The organism is Mesorhizobium sp. WSM3626, from assembly GCF_000513935.1.
Taxonomy (GTDB): domain Bacteria; phylum Pseudomonadota; class Alphaproteobacteria; order Rhizobiales; family Rhizobiaceae; genus Mesorhizobium; species Mesorhizobium salmacidum.
This window is the reverse complement of sequence record NZ_AZUY01000012.1, coordinates 75981-94940: the sequence shown is the minus strand read 5'-3', so window position 1 is coordinate 94940 and position 18960 is coordinate 75981. Positions and strand designations below refer to the sequence as shown.

The 18960-nt window shown below is 62.9% G+C and carries 16 protein-coding genes and 2 tRNA genes; 9 read left to right on the top strand and 9 right to left on the bottom strand.

Annotation, left to right across the window (positions count from 1 at the left end; translation table 11 throughout):
- Positions 1-6 precede the first annotated feature (6 nt).
- A complete protein-coding gene (locus tag M653_RS0112415; RefSeq protein WP_027143649.1) occupies positions 7-3387 on the bottom strand; it encodes a DUF3971 domain-containing protein in 3381 nt (1126 codons plus the stop codon).
- 136 nt (positions 3388-3523) lie between these two features.
- Between M653_RS0112415 and M653_RS01000000132395 the strand changes: the two genes are divergently transcribed.
- Entirely contained in the window at positions 3524-3949 is a 426-nt protein-coding gene (locus tag M653_RS01000000132395; protein WP_051442650.1) for a peroxiredoxin, read from the top strand.
- 41 nt (positions 3950-3990) lie between these two features.
- Here M653_RS01000000132395 and M653_RS0112405 read toward each other — a convergent pair whose 3' ends face one another.
- Positions 3991-5127 carry a GNAT family N-acetyltransferase gene (locus M653_RS0112405; protein ID WP_032935250.1) on the bottom strand — a complete coding sequence of 379 codons (1137 nt, stop codon included), beginning with the start codon at positions 5125-5127 and terminating at the stop codon, positions 3991-3993.
- A complete protein-coding gene (locus tag M653_RS0112400; protein ID WP_027143647.1) occupies positions 5124-6125 on the bottom strand; it encodes a sterol desaturase family protein in 1002 nt (333 codons plus the stop codon). Before M653_RS0112400 ends, M653_RS0112405 begins: the two co-directional genes overlap by 4 nt.
- A 303-nt stretch (positions 6126-6428) precedes the next feature.
- On the opposite strand from M653_RS0112400, the gene M653_RS0112395 reads away from it, so the two are divergent.
- From M653_RS0112395 to M653_RS0112370, 6 genes are all read left to right on the top strand, one after another.
- On the top strand, positions 6429-7733 hold the full coding sequence (locus tag M653_RS0112395; RefSeq protein ID WP_027143646.1) for a M23 family metallopeptidase: 1305 nt from the start codon (positions 6429-6431) through the stop codon (positions 7731-7733).
- 277 nt (positions 7734-8010) lie between these two features.
- A complete protein-coding gene (locus M653_RS0112390; protein WP_027143645.1) occupies positions 8011-9174 on the top strand; it encodes an ROK family transcriptional regulator in 1164 nt (387 codons plus the stop codon).
- Positions 9174-9938 (top strand): ATP-binding cassette domain-containing protein, encoded by a 765-nt coding sequence (locus M653_RS0112385; protein WP_027143644.1) that lies wholly within the window; start codon positions 9174-9176, stop codon positions 9936-9938. The genes M653_RS0112390 and M653_RS0112385 overlap by 1 nt, the downstream gene beginning before the upstream one ends.
- Before the next feature lie 39 nt (positions 9939-9977).
- Positions 9978-11018 carry a sugar ABC transporter substrate-binding protein gene (locus M653_RS0112380; protein WP_027143643.1) on the top strand — a complete coding sequence of 347 codons (1041 nt, stop codon included), beginning with the start codon at positions 9978-9980 and terminating at the stop codon, positions 11016-11018.
- Positions 11019-11133: 115 nt separating this feature from the next.
- Entirely contained in the window at positions 11134-12129 is a 996-nt protein-coding gene (locus M653_RS0112375) for an ABC transporter permease (RefSeq protein WP_027143642.1), read from the top strand.
- A gap of 47 nt (positions 12130-12176) precedes the next feature.
- Positions 12177-12947: an SDR family oxidoreductase gene (locus M653_RS0112370; protein ID WP_027143641.1), complete on the top strand. Its 771-nt coding sequence runs from the start codon at positions 12177-12179 to the stop codon at positions 12945-12947.
- 100 nt (positions 12948-13047) lie between these two features.
- Here the strand turns inward: M653_RS0112370 and M653_RS0112365 are convergent, their stop codons facing one another.
- From M653_RS0112365 to M653_RS0112350, 4 genes are all read right to left on the bottom strand, one after another.
- Entirely contained in the window at positions 13048-14232 is a 1185-nt protein-coding gene (locus M653_RS0112365; RefSeq protein ID WP_032935248.1) for an FAD-dependent monooxygenase, read from the bottom strand.
- Positions 14211-14948, bottom strand: coding sequence for a methyltransferase domain-containing protein (locus tag M653_RS01000000132390; RefSeq protein ID WP_051442649.1), 738 nt, complete (start codon positions 14946-14948; stop codon positions 14211-14213). The genes M653_RS0112365 and M653_RS01000000132390 overlap by 22 nt, the downstream gene beginning before the upstream one ends.
- Position 14949: 1 nt before the next feature.
- On the bottom strand, positions 14950-16029 hold the full coding sequence (locus tag M653_RS0112355) for a type III polyketide synthase (protein ID WP_032935246.1): 1080 nt from the start codon (positions 16027-16029) through the stop codon (positions 14950-14952).
- Positions 16030-16293: 264 nt separating this feature from the next.
- Positions 16294-16369 (bottom strand) — tRNA-Val (locus M653_RS0112350).
- Positions 16370-16586: 217 nt separating this feature from the next.
- Here M653_RS0112350 and M653_RS0112345 point away from each other — a divergent pair.
- Both M653_RS0112345 and M653_RS0112340 read left to right on the top strand, forming a co-directional pair.
- A tRNA-Asp gene (locus M653_RS0112345) sits at positions 16587-16663 on the top strand.
- Between the two features lie 299 nt (positions 16664-16962).
- Complete coding sequence (locus M653_RS0112340; protein WP_027143638.1) at positions 16963-17478, top strand: hypothetical protein; 516 nt, start codon at positions 16963-16965, stop codon at positions 17476-17478.
- Positions 17479-17561: 83 nt separating this feature from the next.
- Here the strand turns inward: M653_RS0112340 and rbsK are convergent, their stop codons facing one another.
- Positions 17562-18491 carry a ribokinase gene (gene rbsK, locus M653_RS0112335; protein WP_027143637.1) on the bottom strand — a complete coding sequence of 310 codons (930 nt, stop codon included), beginning with the start codon at positions 18489-18491 and terminating at the stop codon, positions 17562-17564.
- 4 nt (positions 18492-18495) lie between these two features.
- Complete coding sequence (locus M653_RS0112330) at positions 18496-18948, bottom strand: RbsD/FucU family protein (protein WP_027143636.1); 453 nt, start codon at positions 18946-18948, stop codon at positions 18496-18498.
- Between the last annotated feature and the right edge of the window lie 12 nt (positions 18949-18960).

The following is an 18960-nucleotide window of genomic DNA, read 5'->3' as shown; positions in this document are numbered from 1 at the left end:
TACCCCTCACCGGTATTCGAAGATCGACCTAAATATCCCCGGCGCGATCACCGACAGCGGGTTGACGTCGAGCACCGGCTTGTTGGCATTGCCCCTGAGCCGGAAGGTGACGCCGATCAGGCCGCGGTCGCGGCCATTGCCCAGAAGCGCGCCGACGATGGGCAGTTCGCCGAAAATGCGGTTGAGGCCGTAGGCCGGCATGAAGGTGCCGGTCATGTCCATATTGTTGTTCTGGTCGTAGAGGATGCCCTGGAACGTCGTGCCGATGCGCGGGCCACGCAGCACGCCATTGGTCAGCTTCAGATAGCCGCTGCCCTTGTCGATCTCGGCGTAACCACGTTCGAATTTCACCCGCGACGTGTCGAGCTTGCCCTTCACCGCCTGGTTGAGGCTGCGGCTGTCGCCGGCCGGCGTGGTCGAGACGATGGAGGCGAGCTTGGGTTCGTTGACGACGAAGAAATTGCTGGTGTCGACCTTGCCCTTCATCGGTCCGTCGCTGGCCCCCGTCAGCGCCAGCGCGATCGACCCGCCTTCCATGTGCTCATAGATGTTGAGGAACCGCAGGATCGCGCCGGCGTCCGCCGACTGCACGTTGAGCGAGCGCCTGCCGCCGCCGGTGGTGTTGCTGATGGCGATGGCTGCGCCGGAACTCGCCGTCGCGCTGACCTTCAGTCCGTTGACCCTTGAACCAGCCGCACTGTAGTCGAGCTTCAGGTTGGACAGTTGCTCATCGTGGAAGCCGGTCAGCTGATCGACATCGGCGCTGACGGAAATGTTGTCTGTTCCCGTCGTCTTGGTTGCGGTGTCCACATCGGACGTGAACTGCTTGATGAGCGAACGAGCGTCGAGCGCGTTGCCAGTGATGTCGACCGCATAGCCCTTGCCCGATCGCTTCACCGAAACCGCCACGTCATCGCCCCTGTTCAAGGTGACCTTGCCAAACTTGGCCGAAGACAAGGCGCCGTTGACCAGCACGATGCTGCCGTCGATGGAGAACGTCTTGCCGTCGAGCTCGAAGTCGGACAGCGTCGTGGTGTCGCCGGACTTGGTCATGACAAATGTGGCGCTGGCAGGAACCCCCGCCCCCTTGCTCCAGCCGGCCCAGGGAATGTCCAACCTGGCATTGGTGAGGTCGGCCGACACATTCTGGTTGCCGCTGCCGCTCTTGTCGATCGCGACCTTCACCGTTCCGGCAAGCAGCGGCGTCAGGCCGGGCATGGCGGCGGCGCGGATCTTGTCGTCGAGTACCAGGGCTACCTTGCGGCTACGCGCCGGCCCGTCATCCGCCAGCGGCTCGACGAGATCGAGTTCGGCCGGAATGCCGTTTAGCGATGCCTTGGCCGAAATGACAGCCTTTTGCGGGTCGACGGTGATCGAGCCATCGGCATCGGTAACGGCCTGTCCCTCGAACGGCTTGGCCAAAGACAGGCCGGTGTAGTCGAGCGACACCAGCCAATCGAGCTTCGCGGTGTCGACGCCCGACTGCAGCGGAATGTCCGCCTTGACGTGGCCGGTGACGCCGCCGGAAAGGTCCTCCGGCAGAATGCCGACATGGCGCATGGCATTGATCGGTTCGTAGGATGCAAGTTCGGCGACGGCAGACGCATCGCCGGCAACGTCGATATCGAGAGCGCCGATGACCGGCGGGCGGTTGGCTGCCTTGACGGCCAATGTCCCGTTGCTGGCCGCCACCACGCGGCCACTGGGCATGAAGACGGTGCCCGACGACAACGAAATGTCGACGTCGTTGCCGTGGAATCCGACGACGCCCACCGCATCGCGTATCGGCGGAATGCGGCCGGCCGTGTCGAAACGCGCCCCCTCGATCTGGAAGCGGCCAAAGACCTCGTCGGCTGAAAGCGGCACGCCATTACCGAGGCGGTCCGGCACTACCTGGAACTGGAGATTGGCGTCGACCACACGGCCGCCGAACAGGTTGTCCAGACACCAGAGCCGCGCATTGCGCGCCGAAAACCACGGCCACAGCTGTTTGACATGCGAGACCGGCATGTCATGGATGTTGAGCGCCAGATTGATCCCGGGAGCCTTGCCGTCGACGAATTGCATCGCCGCGGTGCCAAGCACCTCGCCGGAACCGGCGGACCGAACCGCGATCTGCTCGGCCACCAGTTTACGGCTTTGCGGCTGGTAGACGCCGGCGATCCGCGCCAGGAAGATCAACGCGGGCTCAGGCGATTCCGATGGCGCCAAGGTCGAACCGTCGCTGGTCAGGTCGTAACGGTAGGAGGGTTCCTCGCCCGCCACCCCGGTTGCCGGTTTTGGCCCGATCGAGCCGCCGAAATCGAATGAAGACCGGCCGGTTTTCAGCAGCAACCTGTCTACCTGGATCTTGTTGGAGCCGTGGACCAGCGTCGCATTGACATCGGCATCCGCCGGCAGCAGCCCGCGCGTGCCAAGATCCAGCACCGACCCGGTGGACGAAAGGGCGGCCATCAAACGTGATGCGGTGGCACCTGAGCCTTCCGATCCTGTCAGCTTCAACGCGACGGCACCAAGCTTGCCGGAGCCGGCAGCAGTGTCACCAGCATCCGCCAGATTGATGCTGGCATCCAGGCTTATCACCCGATGCGCGGCGATATCGCGGGTGGCGGAGGCGGCAACGGTGACTGTCCTGCCGTCGACATCCGCCTCGGAGGTAAACTCCATGCCGCCCGGCCCCGACTGAACGACGGTGGCGTCGGCGATCTTGACCAGTTTGATCGATCCGGCGTCGGGCAGCACGAACTCGACATTGCTGAGATCGATGCGGCGCATCGAATCCTCCCGCACGGCGTCGAGCGCGCGATGGATGTTGCCGAACACCGCGTCCGATAGTTTTTCCGGATCGACGAGGCCGTTCTCGTTGCGCAGCGACGCGGTCCAGTCGCCGCCGGACGGCATCGCCGCCATGACGATGCGGGCATCGGAGATCCTGGCGCTGGTCAACCGCACCTCACCCCATAGCAGCGGCACGAGACGCACGCCAAAGCGCACACGACCGGCATCCGCCATCGGTTTGCCGTCTGATGTCTTCAGGCTGACATCGCTCACCTGGAGGGCGACGAAGCTCGAACTGTCGAGCGTGATGCGGGCTGGCCCGACCGCGACATCGACGTCGACGCCCGCCAGCCTCTCTATGGCGCTCTCCGCCTCGACGCGCAGCCTGTCCGACCCGATGCCGGAAAGGCCGATGAGATAGACGGCGACCGCGGCCAGCAGCATGAATGCGACCACGCCGGCAAACACGCGCGAAAGGATGCGAAAGCCGCGGCCGATCGCCGCCTGGCCGAGAGGCGGGACGCGGCACGCGGACGGCAAGGCTCCCAGGTCGGTGATTTCGTCCCGCCTGAACCGGATCTTCTCGTGCTGCGGTTGGTCCTGATCCACGCAATCTTCCGTTGTACAAACTCGCTCGTGGACGAATCCCCGCTCGACACTATATCGGTGTGGCTTCGCGCGTAACCTTAAACAAGGGCATCGATATGGCTGACCTGGAGTAGGCGATCCCGCGCCGCAATTCGATCTGCCGCGGGACGGCGGCGGATCGCTCAGCCTGGCCGCATCCGCCGGCAAGCCGGTCGTGCTCTATTTCTATCCGCAGGACGATACGACAAGCTGCACGCAAGAGGCGATCAGCTTCTCACAGCTGAAGCCGGAATTCGAGAAGGCCGGCGCCGTCGTCATTGGCCTGTCGCCCGACAGCGCCAAGAAACACGACAAGTTCAAGTCGAAATACGATCTCACCATCGATCTTGCCGCCGACGAGGAGCGCAAGGTGATCGAGGCCTACCATCTATGGGTCGAGAAATCGATGTATGGCCGCAAATACATGGGCGTCGAGCGGGCGACGTTCCTGATCGGCCGTGACGGGCGGATCGCCAGGATTTGGCGCAAGGTCCGGGTCAAGGGCCATGCCGAGGCCGTGCTGGAAGCTGTTCGCGAGCTTTGAGCGTCGCCGAAGCCCACCAAAGCAATCGACAATTATGGTCGCTACTCGTCAGGTGCCTCGGCCTTCGGCTGCCGCCCAGTCCTCCAGGATTTCGAAACATGGCTCACATGATCGGCCAGCGCGGCGAGATGACCACGCAGGCCGCGCGCGCCCATCATCGATGACAGCGTGACTGATTGCGTGGCGAAGCGCCGCTTGAAATCCTCGCCGCCGCAGAGAAAATCAATTGTGGCAAGGCCGCGGTCGAACGACCACTGGATATAGTCCATCATCAGTACCATACCCGGCGAGCCGCGCTCATATTCGGGATCGTAGGTGGTGACGAAAGCCATCATCGTGCCGTGCTGCTCGAAATTGATCGAGACGGCGACGATCGTGTCGTCAAGCTCCAGCACGAAGATGCGCAACAGCCCGAGATCGGCAAGCACCGAAATAAGCGCGGAGAGAACTGGCGAGCCCTTATCGAATAGATCCGAGGCGCGACCATGCCGGGCGAGCCAGAGGCGCTTCAACGTCGCGACCCGCTCGAGCACCGGCTCGCGCGGGTCCTCCGCATCTAGGAGCCGGAAACGCAATGCACCGCTCTCTTCCATGGACTTGCGGCCACGACGATAGTTCTGCCGGCCCTTCTTGGACAACGTCTCGAACCATTCCGCCCCACGTTGCCAGGGACCCGCAACACGATAGCTGATTTCAGTGCGGTGGTTGCGCCGAAGCGCCTTGCCATGGGCCGGTCCCAACAGGGCATGAACACCGGCATCCGGCAGCAGACGGTTGAGATAGATCAGGTCGAAGCCGCCCTGGTCAAAAACATACTGCCAAAGGCCGGAGATCGCTCGCGGGTCGCTGTCGGGTGCAACCAGCGCATCGCCATAGTCACTGTGATCCTTCGCCGCCCATTCGAGCATGCGGATGCCGGAGCGCCTGAAGGTCGCGAGCGCTATCACGCCATCGAGCCGGTCACCGTTCCAGGCAAGCCCGATCCTGAGCGCGCGCCGCTCCTGATGCGGGGTGGTGCGCCACCAGGCCGCAATCCAGTTCGGATGCTGGAAGACAAGCCCGCCGGCCCGCTGCCAGAGCGCACTCCAGGCCGGCGCGATCTCGGCCAGGCGCACCGCCGATGTCACGACTTCGAAGGTGCGTGTTCGCGGGATCGCGAGCACAACGGGAGCATTCATGGCCGTGTTCCTTCCGATGACCGCGCGGTCCTTGGCCGTGGCTTTCCTGGCCGCATGCGCCTGGCGATATGCCCCCACATCCGCTTCAGCGGCATGACGTAGAGCCCGGCGAGCGACTGGTAGTCACGCACATCGCGGTCGACCAGCCCGAACTTGAAGTCCTCGTCGGGCCTCGGCACACACAATGTTCCGAAGAGCCGATCCCAGAACGAGAAGAGCAGCCCGAAATTCTTGTCGTAGTGGCGCGGATCGACGCTGTGATGCAACTGGTGCCAATGCGGACACAGGATCAAATTGTTGAGCGGGCCGAACGAGATCTTGAAATGCGTGTGCCTGACGAAATCCATCATCAGTATGTTACGCATGACATAGACGTTGACGCCAAAGACGGTCAGTTCGACAAGGTTCAGCGAAATCAGCGACCAGATGCCGAAGCACAGCCCCACGATGAGGCCGTCCCAGGCTCGGTTCATCAACTCGTCCAGCGGATGGACCCTGTCTTTGGTGATCCCGACCATCACCTCGGCCGAGTGATGCACCTTGTGCAGTTCCCAAAGCAGCGGATAGCGATGCTGGGCGACGTGATAGAGATAATAGGAGATGTCGTAGGCCAGCAGCATGCTGACGGTGAAGATCAGCACCGTCACCGGCCCTGCCGGCCCCTCGATCAGAGGCGGCTGAAACTGGAACAGTGTCGAAAACAGCCAGTTGGTCCCGTAGCCCACCGCCGTGACGAAAACGATTCCGGCGGGGAGCATCAGGAAAGGCATCAAGGCCTTCTTCGTCACCCAGAACAGCAGGTCGGCCTTCGCCGAGGGATGGGTGATGACCTCATGTGGGATGACGAACTCGAAGAACTCCTTCCAGCTCTTCTCCTCGACCGTGCGCCAATAGGCCACGAGCGCGCTGACAAGGGCAGTCAGCAGCAAAAGCCCGGTCGCCAGCAGACTGGTGGCCGAAATCTTGTCGAGGATCTTGCCAATCAGATCGTTCAGCATCCCTACCGCCACGGTGAATCCGAAGTACCAGCACGCCTTTACTCGAAAAACGTCAACTAAATGCAATCGAAGACGGTTAAGAAACCCAAGCCTTGCTCTGCGGGCGACAGGCCACTGCTGACGGAGCATTGGTGCTCATCGCCAACGATTTCGCGACATGGCGGCCGCACCCCGGCGGTTTTCATGCAACCTCTTGCGCGCGCTGCGTGCATTCGGCGCGACGCAGCGGACAAGGCAAGCCTTTGTTAACCCTAATAATGTGTAATCAGGCTGTCGTGGTGTCGTAAACGAAAGCTTGGTCCCGTGAACGTAACCGGTCAGTCCGCAGTCTTCGGCAGGCGCAAGGAACCCCATACGGTCATCATCGCCCGGGGCAACGAGATCAGGCACTTCACGATACGGCCCTGGCTCGCGGCATGCATAGGTTCGGCACTCGCCGCCATTGCCATCGGTTATCTCCTGGCCACATCCTATCTTGTGCTGCGCGACGACCTGATCGGCGCAACCACCGCGCGCCAGGCGCGCATGCAGCAGGCTTACGAGGACCGCATTTCGGCGCTTCGCGCCCAGGTAGACCGCATCACCAGCAGGCAGTTGCTCGACCAGCAATTGATGGAAACCAAGGTCAGCGAACTGCTTCAGCGCCAGACACAGCTCAGCCAGCGGCATGGCCGTCTCGGCCCGCTGTTCGAACGTGCCGAGAACGACGTCGGAACGGTGCCCGCGGAAGATCCGGCCGCGACCGCCAAGCCGGACAAGCGCGCCGAGGTGACCGGCAGCATCAACCAGCCCGCGCAGACCTACGCGGTCGCCGGCCTGGGCGCCGACCTCGGCAGCGCCGACACAAGGCCCTTCTCCTTGTGGTCGACCCGCGCCGATCCGCTGCCCAGCGATTCATCCGCCGATCGTGCCGACAAGCTGTTCGTCTCGATCAACCAGTCGCTGAAATCCATCGAGAATGATCAGCTCAGCCGCATCAGCACGCTCGCGGACAACGCCTACAAAAGCGCAGATGCCATCCAGCAGGCGCTGCAGGCGGCCGGACTGCCGGTCGACAGCGATTTCGGCAAGAACGAAAGCGATGTCGGCGGACCGCTGATCCCGCTCGACTCCTCGATGATCTTCGACAGCAAGGTCAAGGAACTGGACGAGGCGCTGGACACGCTCGATCAGCTGAAAAAGGAAGCGCGCCGGCTGCCGCTCGCCAACCCCGCCCCCGGTCACTCCGTCACCAGTCCGTTCGGCGTGCGCACCGATCCCCTTCTCGGCACGGCCGCGCTGCATTCGGGAATGGACTTCAGGGCGCCCATCGGCATGGCCGCCAAGGTCACCGCGCCCGGCATCGTAACCAAGGCCGGCTGGAACGGCGGCTATGGCCGCATGGTGGAAGTCGATCACGGCAACGGCTTTGCGACCCGTTACGGGCATCTGAGCGAAATCGACGTGACCGTCGGCGAGAAGCTGGACGCCGGCGCCATCATCGGCAAGACCGGCAGCAGCGGCCGCTCGACCGGCCCGCATCTGCATTATGAAGTGCGGCACAATGGCGAGGCGATCGATCCGCTGCGCTTCCTGACCGTCGGCAGGAAAGTCGCGCAATATCTTTAGCAAGGGCAACCGCCCGCCTGCGGGCTGAATCGGGACCACCGGCCAGCTACGCCTCTCCCTCGCCAAGCAGTCTCCCGCACGGCGTCAAACTGCTGAAGGCCATCCGCCACTACAACGGCAGGACCGCAAACCGTCGCCTCTTAGTCTCATCCCTAATCCACACCGAAGGTGAGAAGCCGTGGAATCGGCGGCTCGGTCTGCGTTCCGATTATTTTTGAATTCCATTTGACTGAATAAATATTTGATGCGAACCTCACGTCAAGCAGGGGCGCAAGGCATGGCATTGCGAGGAACCAACCAGGAGTTCGGGCGGCCGTACAACCGGCGCATCGTGTTGGAGTCCATCCGCCGTCATGGCCCGATCGCCCGTGGCGACATCGCCAGGCATGTCGGGCTCACCGTCCAGACCGTGTCGACCATCGTTCGCGAGCTGGAGGAACAGGGCTATATCCTGTCCGTGCGCGAAGAGCCGAAGGGCCGTGGCCTGCCACCGGCGACACTGCGCATCAACCCGGAAGGCGGCTATGCCGTCGGCATCCACCTGACGCCGCTTGGAATAGACGCCGCACTGATCAATCTCAGCGGCGACGTCATCGAGAGTTCACGTCGCGAAGCGCCCAACGCGGCGCCCGATCATGCGTTCGAACAGATTGGCGCCATGGTCCGCGACCTGACGGGCAAGCGGCCCGGCGGCCGCGTCATCGGCATCGGCATGGCGCTTCCCGGCCCGTTCGACGTGGACTCCATGAGCTTTGTCGGCCCGACCACGATGACCGGCTGGAAACACGTGGCGCTGCGTGAGTGGCTGACGGCCGCGACGGGATTGCCGGCGTTCTTCGAGAGCGACATGGCCGCCGCCGCGATGGGCGAGCGGCTCTATGGCATCGGTGCCCGCCATTCCGACTATTATTATCTCTATTTCGGCGTTGGGCTTGGTGGCGCCATGATGCATGATGGAAGCGTTCTGCGCGGCGCCTGGGGCAATGCGGGCGAGATCGGCCATATTCCCGTGGTCCCTGACGGCGAGCTTTGCCCCTGCGGCAACCGAGGCTGCCTCGAGCGCTATCTCTCGCTCGAAGCGCGGGGCCGCCGGGCCGGCAATGACGCCGATTGGGTGGCGCAGGTCGGCCCGATCTTCCGCAACACCATCGCCATCATCGAAAACCTCTTCGACCCAGAGACGGTCGTGCTCGGCGGCCTGGCGGCATCGGAGTTGCTCGAACGCCTGGCAGACGCGGCCGAACCGCTGCACAATTCGGTTTCGGCCCGCGCGGACCGCAAGACGCCGCGCGTCGTCGTCGCCAGCGGCGGCCAGCATGCGGTGCTGCGCGGCGCGGCGGCACTCGCCGTTTCCGGGGTGTTGTCGCCACGCTTCGGCCAGATGTTCGCCGCCGAACGCGAGCGCGGCCGCGACAGCCTTTCGGCCAGGGAGGTTGCCTGATGAGCGAACCCCTGCTGGTGCTCGACAACGTGACCAAGAACTATGGCGCGATCGAAGCGCTGAAGGGGATCAGCTTTTCCATCGGCAAGGGCGAGGTGGTGGCGTTGCTCGGCGACAATGGCGCCGGCAAGTCGACGCTGGTCAAGATCATTGCGGGCGGTCTCGAACCGACCTCCGGCCGCATGCTCTTCGAGGGCAAGGAGTTCCTGGCCCGCTCGCCGGCGGAAGCCAAGGCGGCGGGTATCGAGACCGTCTACCAGGACCTGTCGCTCTGCACCAATGTCGACGTGGTGGCCAATTTCTTCATGGGCCGCGAGATCACCAGGAAGGTGCTTGGCATTCCCGTGCTCGATGAGCGTGCCATGGAAGCCGTCGTCGGGAAAGCGCTGGCCAGCGCCGGTACCCGCATTCCTTCACTGCGCACCAATGTCGAGCATCTCTCGGGCGGCCAGCGGCAGGCCATCGAACTCAACCGCTTCGTGCACTGGGGCGGCAAGCTGGTGCTGCTGGACGAACCGTTCGCCGCACTTGGTGTCGAGCAGACGCGGCGCGGCCTCGACATGATCCGCCAGGTGGCGAGCCAGGGCATCGGCGTCGTCATCATCACCCATATCATGCAGCAGGCTTTTCAGGTCGCCGGCCGGATCGTCGTGATCCGGCAAGGCGTCGTGGCGGGCGATGTCGCACGCAACAAGACAAGTCCCGACGCGGTGATCAACATGATCACCGGGGAGACGCTTGCCGGTGCCGGACCGGCGGGCTGAGGGACAAAGAGGGGTCCGGCTTAACAGGGAGCCAACGACATGAAGCGAATACTTCTTGCTGTCTTCGGTATCCTGGCACTGGCTTTTGCCACACTCACGCCGGCATTCGCGCAGTCCAAGGGTATTGTCTACTACATGGTGCCGACACTGCTCGACGAGTTCCAGACCGGCTCGGTGAGCGCGCTGGAGCTGTTCCTGAAACAGACCGGCTACGACATGAAGACGCTGAACGCCGACAACAAAACCGACGCCCAGCAGTCACAGATGAACGACGTCATCGCGCTGAAGCCGACGGCTATCATCCTGGCCGCCGTCGATTTCAATGCGCTGAAACCGTCGATCGAGGCAGCGCGCGCCGCCGGCATTCCGGTGGTCGAGTTCGACCGCCAGATCACGTCGACGCCGTCCGACTTCACGTCGGTCGCGGGTACCGTCGAGATCGGCTACGTCGCCGCCGACCAGGCCGAAAAACTTCTGAAAGCCAAGAACGGCTCGGTGAAGGGCAAGGTCCTGCAGGTGCTTGGCGATCCCGGCGATCCCTACACGCTCGACATCCAGAAGGGTTTTGAAGAAAAGATGAAGGCGTTCCCGGACGTCAAGATCATCTCGCTGCCCGCCATGCAATGGGAAGCCAGCAACGCCGGCACCATCGTTGCCGACCAGATGCTGGCCAATCCCGACATCGACCTGATCTTCAGCCATGCCGCGCACCTGTCGGTCGCCGCCGTCGCTTCGCTCGAGGCCGCCGGCAAGAAGCCTGGCGACGTCATGCTGATGAGTTCGAACGGCGCGCCGGTCGGTCTCGACCTGATCCGCAAGGGCTGGCTCAACGTCGAGGTCGAGCAGCCACTTTACGCACAGGCCGCGGCCGTCGCCATGTTCATGGACAAGGTCGTCAAGAAGGAAGAGATCAAGCCCGGCGAATACGATGTGCTTGGCCTGAAGTCGACCGTCACCAAGGAAGCCTGGGGCCCGAACATCAAGATCCCGGGCGCCGCAATCACCAAGGAGAATGTCGACAATCCGGCCTTCTGGGGCAACCAGAAGCCGCCGACCGATACGGTCAAACCGGTCGAATAGACAGATGGCCCAACCGCTCCGGGCCATACCCGGCCCGGAGCCCTTCCTGTCCGTATAGAATAAGACGCAGGCAATGTTCTGCGGCCTTGATTGCGCACGCCAACCGGATCGACATATGAACCCTCGCACACGCAACGCCCTGGAGTTCGTCCTCGACAACCTCGTCTGGTTCATGCTGCTCCTTGTCCTGGTCGTCTTCTCGCTGTTCATCCCGAACTATTTCCAGCTCGGCATCTTCGCCAACATCATCGAGGCGTCGAGCGTGCTCGGCGTGATGTCGATCGGCCTGGCGCTGGTCATCATTGCCGGTCACATGGACCTGTCGGTCGAATCCGTCGCCGCGCTCAGCGCCATGGCGGTGGGCATCCTGTTTTGTTCCTCGGGCATCGGCCTCGGGGTCCAATTGCACCCGGAATGGCTGATGGTTCCGGTGTCGCTGCTGCTGGCGCTGGCCGTCGGCGGCCTCATCGGCGCCTTCAACGGCTATCTTGTGGTCAAGGTCAAGATGAGCGCCTTCATCATCACGCTCGCCTCCTACATCTGGGTGCGCGGCCTGGTGCTGGTCATTTCGGGCGGCCGCTCGGCTCAGGATCTGGCACCTGCCATCCGCTGGTTCGGCATCCAACGCCTGATGGGCCTGCCGCTGACCGCCTGGATCGCGGTGGCCTGTTTCGTGGTGTTCTCGCTGATCATGGCCAAGACGCCGTTCGGCAGGCACCTCGTGATGATCGGCGGCAATGAAACCGCAACCTTCCGCGCCGGCATCCGGGTGAACCGCAACCTGATCATCGCCTTCGTGCTCGCCGGCGCCATAGCAGGGCTCGCCGGCTGGCTGCTGGCGATCCGCACCTCGGGCGCCACGGCCAATCTGGGCGTTGGCCTTCTGTTCAACGCCTTTGCCGCGGTCGTCATCGGCGGCGTCAGCCTGAAGGGTGGTGTCGGCACCTTGCCGGGCGTCTATGCCGGCGTGCTCCTGCTCTCTGCCATCAACACGGCGATCAACCTGATGGGCCTGCCCGCCAACTTCACCCAGGTCATCCACGGCCTGCTGGTTCTGGCAGCGGTGTTGCTCGACGCATTCAAACAAACCATTCGCCAAAGACTGGCGTGAGAGGGGATTGGCGTGAGGCGGGGATTTGGCATGACAGGACGGCTCGCATGACAGGACGACTGGAAGACAAGGTGGCGTTGATCGTCGGCGGCGCGCGCGGCATCGGCAAGGGCATCGCACTGCGCTTCGCCGAAGAAGGCGCAAGGCTGGTGCTGGCCGATACGGAGGAGGAGGCCGGGCAAGCAAGTGCGGATGAACTCGGTGTCCCCTTCATCCGCACCGACATCTCGCAAATGAGAGACGCCGAGGCCGCGGTGGCGATGGCGCTGAAACACCACGGCCGCCTCGACATCATCGTGCAGAATGCCGGCATCTATCCCTGGCAGTTGATCGAAAACACCAGTGCCGACGACTGGGACCGCGTCATGGCCGTCAACCTGCGCGGTACTTTCAATGCCAGCCGCGCGGCCCTGGTACCGATGAAGGCGCAGCGCTTTGGCCGCATGCTTTACACCTCCTCCATCACCGGCCCGCATGTCACCAGCCCTGGCCATGGCCATTATTCGGCGACGAAAGCGGGCATCAACGGCTTCATTCGTGCTGCGGCGCTGGAGTTCTCCGGCTACGGCATCACCGTCAACGGCGTCGAGCCGGGCAATATCCTTACCGAAGCCATCCAGCAGCATCGCGGCGCCGCCTATATCAAGAACATGGAAGATTCGATCCCGCTCGGCCGGCTCGGCAGCCCGCGCGACGTGGCCAACGCTTTCCTGTTCCTCGCCTCGGACGACGCCAGTTACATCACCGGAACCACCATTGTCGTCGATGGCGGGCAATTGCTGCCCGAGGGCAAGGATTTCCGGATGGTGCCGCCGTGAGCTGGGGGCAGCCATACGCCACGAACCGTGTGCCTGCTGAATTGCCGATTTGGCTCGAGCGCTTCGGCGAATTCCTCCAGGCGTCCGGCCGGCTCAGCCCTTACGGATGGCTGAGGGCAGGCAAGGCTTTCGTCTTGCCGGACAATCTGGCCCCTAAGGTCAGGCTATTCGGGAACCACCCCACGAACGCCTTCATCGCCGTATTGGACCTGGGGAGGACGGCAATGCGCGCCAACAGTGCGGCCGCATGAATGCGAGTGGCAAATTGCCGGCTCCACGCTCTTGAATAGCGGTTGCCGACGGCGAGGCGCGCCGTCCGGTCCCATTGTTCGAACCTTGCCAATTCGCCAGCGAGAAGCCAGCTGGACTGCAGGGCCATGGAGATGCCTTCGGCGATGATGGGATGGGACTCGCCGGCGATGTTGCCGACCCGAAATATGTCGTCGGCAAATCGTGGGCGCATCCCCGGACGTATGGGACCGGCGGCAAGCCATTCACCTTCGAGGCTGGCGTCGCCGATCGTGGAAACCACCGCCGGGCACGATGCCAGTATGTGCGCGTGAACGGCTTGGGCTGCTGACGTGGCACCGCCCTTTTTGCGCAGCCTGGCCAACACGTCGCGGCGTATGCAGCACGACAGCGATATCCTGTCCTGATCCGCCCACACTATGCCACCATAGCCGCCCGGAAACACCAGGAGCGGCATGAGATCCTGAGCGAGCGAAGCTCCCCTGAAATGGGCCTTGAAGCCAAACAGATCGGAGGCCGCGTTGCTCTTTGGGAGATTGGTCGGCAACCTGCCCTGGCCCCAGGAGCCATGCGCCGCAATCACCACCTGCCCGCTAAGACTTGTCTGACCGTCCTTGTTGGCGATCCGGACGATGGCACGATCGCCATTGCTGGCGATCTCCACCGCGCGCCACGGCTGAAAAACGTCGGCTCCGGCGTTGCGCGCCGTGTCCAAGAGGATGCCGTCCAGAACGTCCCGTCCAAGCGCCCGCCCGAAAGCATCTCCGGCGGCGCGCGGCATGCCTGCTTGTATGCAAGGGCCCGACGCGAACAACGCAACCCGCTTGACCTCCGGTCCTGCCTTGGCGCGAACCGCGGCGCCCGCCTCCAAACGGTCCAACAGCTCCAGATTGACCGCCGACATGAATTCGCCGCAGACCTTGCGGCGTGGAAACTCGCCTGCTTCGATGATGGCCACGGAACGACCTTGGCCGCGCAAGGCCAAGGCAGCCGACGAGCCGCTTGGGCCGGCACCTATGACGATGGCATCGTACATCGCGCAAATCCTTCCTTGGGGAAAACGCGGAAGGCGTGGGTAAACGGGCCAATCCTGCGTTCTTCACACTGCTGCGCGGAACCGAGAGGCCACAAACCGGAAAGTTCCTTGCCAGCGAAACCTGCGCGGACGCTCGCCGCCGCATCGTGCATGGTGACCTGGTTTGCACCGACAAGGCGCAGGAGCGAGCATGCTTTCAAGGCGATAACGTTTCGGCTTGGCTCGGCGGCGAGGAACACCGGTGCCAAACGGCGCAGGGCTTCGAACAGGATCTTTAAGGCGGCGTCGGAAAAATGGTGCAGGAACAGATTGGCCGAGACAACGTCGTACGCGTCACCCCCGGGTTTTGCGATCCAGTCGAAGACATTGTCGGTGAGTGTTTCAACCCGCCAGCCCAGTGCCGCGAAATCGGCGCGCCGCCGGTCGGTGATGAGGTCAACCTGGTCGAGCATGACCAGCTCCACGTCGATCCACTTCCTGGCGAGGCGCCTTGCAACCGAGAGCATGAATGCACCGTCACCGGACCCGACTTCCAAGATTCTGATCGAACCCTCGCGCACGCTTGCCTTCAGGAGGCTGGACATGATCGCATGTTGAAACATCAGCGAATTTATCCAAATCAAGTCACGCCGGGAGCCAATCGCCTTGGGATCGTCGGGAGGCAAATGATCGAGCAGTTCCGGCTGGATATGACGGCTGTCGAGACCCGTGGCCATGTCAGGCACTGCCGGCAGTGTGGAACATCATCGTCTCAGCCGTGAGGCCGGGGCCGAATGCGATTGCACAGCCCACGTCATCATCCGTGAACCCGCGAAGCATCCGCTCCAGCACGAACATCACGGTGGCGGAGGACATGTTTCCGTTTTCGCGAAGCACGTCGCGCGACAGCAACAGCGCATCGGGAGGAAGATCCAGCGCGCGCTCCACGGCGTCGAGAATGGAACGCCCACCCGGGTGAACAGCCCAAAGGTCGACGTTGGCGGCGGTCCTGTTTCCCAGGATGGCGCCGACGCCCTTGCCAAGCGCATTCTGGATTGCAGCAGGAACCTGCCCCGACAGAACCATGTCGAACCCGTCGTCGTGCACGCTCCAGCTCATCAGGTCGCGGGCGTCGGCATCCACGATCGCGTGAAAACTGTCCAGGCCGATGCCGAACGGGCGGGCGGTCACCGACGCGGCCGCGCAGCCATCGCCCCAGAGGGAGAAAGATAGCAGTTTTTCGAGATCAGCCGTCTCCTTGAGATGGAGCGTACAGAGTTCGATGCAGACGATCACAACGTGGGCCGCAGGTTCCGACAGGACGATGTGCCGCGCCAGTTTGAGCGCATTGATTGCCGCATAACATCCCATGAAGCCGATGATCGTGCGCTCCACGGTGGTGGGCAGATTGCACCGGGCGATTATTTCCAGATCGATGCCGGGGGCGGAGAAGCCCGTACATGTGGTGACAATCAGATGCGTGACACCCTTCCTGTCTTCGCCCTCCAGGAGCCGCTCCAATGCTCGCTCGGCCAGCGCGGGCGCGGCCGTGGCAAACATTTCCATGCGTTTGGCCGTACCTGGAAACGCACCGCGCTTGAAAACACCCGCCAGGTCGACGCTCAGACCCTCAGGATCACTGGCGGGTGCGAAGCAGGAATAGCGATGTTCGATGCCGCCCTTGTCGGCCATGCGATCGAAAATTGCGCGGCGGCGGGGATCTGCCAGCTGGGAGCCCGCAAATTGAAGGAAGAATTCGTGGACACCATGATCAGGGACGGCCGTGGCAATTCGGTTGATGAAAGCTTGAACGGGCATTTTCCTTGACCTGCAGCCGCAAATCCGTGGTCGCGAACCGAGAGGCACAGTTGCCTTCGGCGGGAGCTGTGGCCCCCACGGCAATGGCTATCTCTATCGAAGTGAACGCTGGGAGGCCCAAAAGATTTCCCGAAAATGCCGCTCACCCGTGAAAAAGCAATGCACACCCTCAGGAGGGAGAACAGGTGAGCTGTGCGCGGAACCGTTGTCGACGCGGCGATTCGTGCGCCCGCAAACCGGAAAACCTCAACTGGTGGAAAGATATGGTGGGCGATGACGGGCTCGAACCGCCGACATCTTCGGTGTAAACGAAGCGCTCTACCAACTGAGCTAATCGCCCGCTCCGGGCCGGACCTTTAAGCGGTCGGGACTTGCTTCGCAAGGCTAAATGAATGTGGGATGCCCTGTTCGCAGGCCCGATTTGCGAACAAAATGCCGGCTGTCAAAAAACCTTCTCCTGTTTGGCGTTATGATGGTTTGGTGCGCTTGACACCCGGTAGCGAACCCCTTATCCAGCGCCCCAACGACGAACACGGCTGACACGTGCTCGTCAATGCGCGGGTGTAGCTCAGTTGGTTAGAGTGCCGGCCTGTCACGCCGGAGGTCGCGGGTTCGAGCCCCGTCACTCGCGCCATTTCCCTCAAGGATCATGATCCTTGGCTCCAGGGAAATGCCGACATGAATTGTCAAAGTTCTCTTCAGAAATAGTGTGCCGAAGGCCTTCTTCGGCCTGGCTGTCCTACGGTCCAAAATCACCCTTGCATGAGCGATACCGTGGAACCCACTAGCTGACAAACAACGGACGAAGCAGCCCTGCAGACCGCGAACGAGTTGGTCGTTGCGAATCTGCTTGCGCAATCGCCCACAAAGCGCTCGATTCATGCCGCAGGCAGCCAGATTGCAGTATGCTGCCGGAATGGCATGGAGGACGTAATGTCAATTGCACCGAACATTTCCACGCGCACGATATTCACGCTGATTTGCCTGGGCGGCGCGACGACGGCCGCCTCTATCCTTTTTCCCGCCGCCGCGTCGGCGGACCGGCTGCAGCGATGCGCGCGCGAGGGCGAGATCTGCCGCCTGCCCTATCCAGCCGAGGTCGTCTACGGCGCCAAGGGCCGCACGACCTCGCGTTACATCGAGCGCAACGCGATACCCTGTTCGAACCGCGTTTTCGGCGATCCTGCGCCAGGCAAGGAAAAGTTCTGCTTCATCGTGAAGCGCGACCGCGAGGAGTCGAACGACGATTACGATGAGCCTCGGCGCGAGAAGTGGGCGGTCTGCGCCGAGGAAGGCGAATTCTGTGATTTCTATGGCCGCAAGGTGGTCAGGTATGGCGCCCACGGCCGGTTCACGCAGGACGTGTTCCGCAATGGCGTCCAATGCGACAACGATGCATTCGGCGATCCCGCTCCGGGTCAGGGAAAGCGCTGCTACGTCAGGCAGTAGCTTCGCAACGCTCATCGAACATGAGACTCCGGAAGCCGGAACGGTCTGGCCTCCGGGGTACCCTGCGAGTTCCGGGCAATTGCTCAGCCCTTGGCCAGCAGCGCCTCGACCTCCTGCAATGTCGGCATCGACGGTGCTGTGCCTGGACGTGTCACGGAAATGCCGGCAACGGCACAGGCGAAGCGCACCGCCTCCAGCGGCTCCACGCCGCGCGAAAGTGCTGCGGCCAAGCCGCCATTAAAGGCGTCCCCCGCGCCGGTGGTCTCGACGACAGGGCCGGCACTGATGGCTGGAACATGCTCGGACCGATCCTTCGCGTGCAGCAGCGCCCCCTTGTCGCCGAGCGTGACGATGACCGTGCCGACACCCTTTTCAAGCAGCTTGTCCGCGGCGGCGCGCGCTTCATTGACCGAGGAGACTTGCAGTCCGGTCAATTCCTCCGTCTCTGTTTCGTTCGGCGTGAGATAGTCGCAGAGTGTGTAGATGCGGTCGGGAAGCTTTGCCGCCGGTGCCGGATTGAGAATGGTCGTCACCCCGGCCCCGCGCGCGATCTCAAGCGCCCGTATCGCGGCATCGATCGGCTGTTCGAGCTGCGTCACGAAAACACCGGCACCACGGATCAGGTCGACATTGGCTTCGATATCCTCAGGCGTGATCAGCATGGCAGCGCCGGGACTGACGATGATGGCGTTGTTGCCGCTTCCCTCCTCGACGAAGATGTAGGCGGCACCGGTATAGCTGTCCGGCGTATCTATGGCGGCGCTCTTCACGCCGGCATCGTTCCAGGTCCGCCTGGCCATGTCGGCGAAGGCATCGACACCGAGCCTGGTCAGGAATGTGACGTCCGCCCCGAGCTTGCCGGCGGCCACCGCCTGGTTCGACCCCTTGCCGCCTGGCCCCAGCTTGAAGGAATTGCCGAGGATCGTTTCGCCCATGCGTGGCTGGCGCTGCGCCCTGTAAGCCGTATCGGCAACAAAGACACCGAGGATAACAACCGGCTTGCCCGAGGCCATGCCGCTACTCCGCATCCGGCGGCACGACGCCCTTGCGGAAGGCAAAGCAGCCGTAGAAGCGGCGTTCGCCGGTCTGGATGACGCAATAAGCCTGCTTGGCGCGCTCATAGAAGGCGTAACGCTCGACCGGCACCATCGGCCAGGACTTGCCCTCGGCGGCGTCGATCTCCTTCTGCACTTCCTTCTGCACGGCTGGGATCTCGTCCGGCTTACCGACGATCTCCATGCGGGCGGCCGAATCATCGACGAAGGTGTCCAGCGGGTATAGCGACAGCACGGCCTTCACCACCCGCGCCGCAGAGGCATCGATGCGCAGCACTCGACCGAGCGCCGTCCGACGCGCTACCGAATCGGAGGGAAAGTTGGTGTCGGCGATGATCAGGTCATCGCCATGTCCCATCGCCCGCAATGCTTGGAGCACGTCGGCATTGAGCAATGGATCGATCCCTTTGAGCATGATGGTCCTCGT

Excerpts from the sequence above, each read along its gene's own strand:
- M653_RS0112405 (WP_032935250.1), bottom strand. The coding sequence starts at position 5,127 with ATGAATGCTCCCGTTGTGCTCGCGATCCCGCGAACACGCACCTTCGAA.
- M653_RS01000000132390 (WP_051442649.1), bottom strand. The coding sequence starts at position 14,948 with ATGGCCACGGGTCTCGACAGCCGTCATATCCAGCCGGAACTGCTCGAT.
- M653_RS0112375 (WP_027143642.1), top strand. The coding sequence starts at position 11,134 with ATGAACCCTCGCACACGCAACGCCCTGGAGTTCGTCCTCGACAACCTC.
- M653_RS0112365 (WP_032935248.1), bottom strand. The coding sequence starts at position 14,232 with ATGTACGATGCCATCGTCATAGGTGCCGGCCCAAGCGGCTCGTCGGCT.
- M653_RS0112355 (WP_032935246.1), bottom strand. The coding sequence starts at position 16,029 with ATGCCCGTTCAAGCTTTCATCAACCGAATTGCCACGGCCGTCCCTGAT.
- M653_RS0112400 (WP_027143647.1), bottom strand. The coding sequence starts at position 6,125 with ATGCTGAACGATCTGATTGGCAAGATCCTCGACAAGATTTCGGCCACC.
- M653_RS0112380 (WP_027143643.1), top strand. The coding sequence starts at position 9,978 with ATGAAGCGAATACTTCTTGCTGTCTTCGGTATCCTGGCACTGGCTTTT.
- M653_RS0112370 (WP_027143641.1), top strand. The coding sequence starts at position 12,177 with ATGACAGGACGACTGGAAGACAAGGTGGCGTTGATCGTCGGCGGCGCG.
- rbsK (WP_027143637.1), bottom strand. The coding sequence starts at position 18,491 with ATGGCCTCGGGCAAGCCGGTTGTTATCCTCGGTGTCTTTGTTGCCGAT.
- M653_RS0112330 (WP_027143636.1), bottom strand. The coding sequence starts at position 18,948 with ATGCTCAAAGGGATCGATCCATTGCTCAATGCCGACGTGCTCCAAGCA.
- M653_RS0112390 (WP_027143645.1), top strand. The coding sequence starts at position 8,011 with ATGGCATTGCGAGGAACCAACCAGGAGTTCGGGCGGCCGTACAACCGG.
- M653_RS0112385 (WP_027143644.1), top strand. The coding sequence starts at position 9,174 with ATGAGCGAACCCCTGCTGGTGCTCGACAACGTGACCAAGAACTATGGC.
- M653_RS0112340 (WP_027143638.1), top strand. The coding sequence starts at position 16,963 with ATGTCAATTGCACCGAACATTTCCACGCGCACGATATTCACGCTGATT.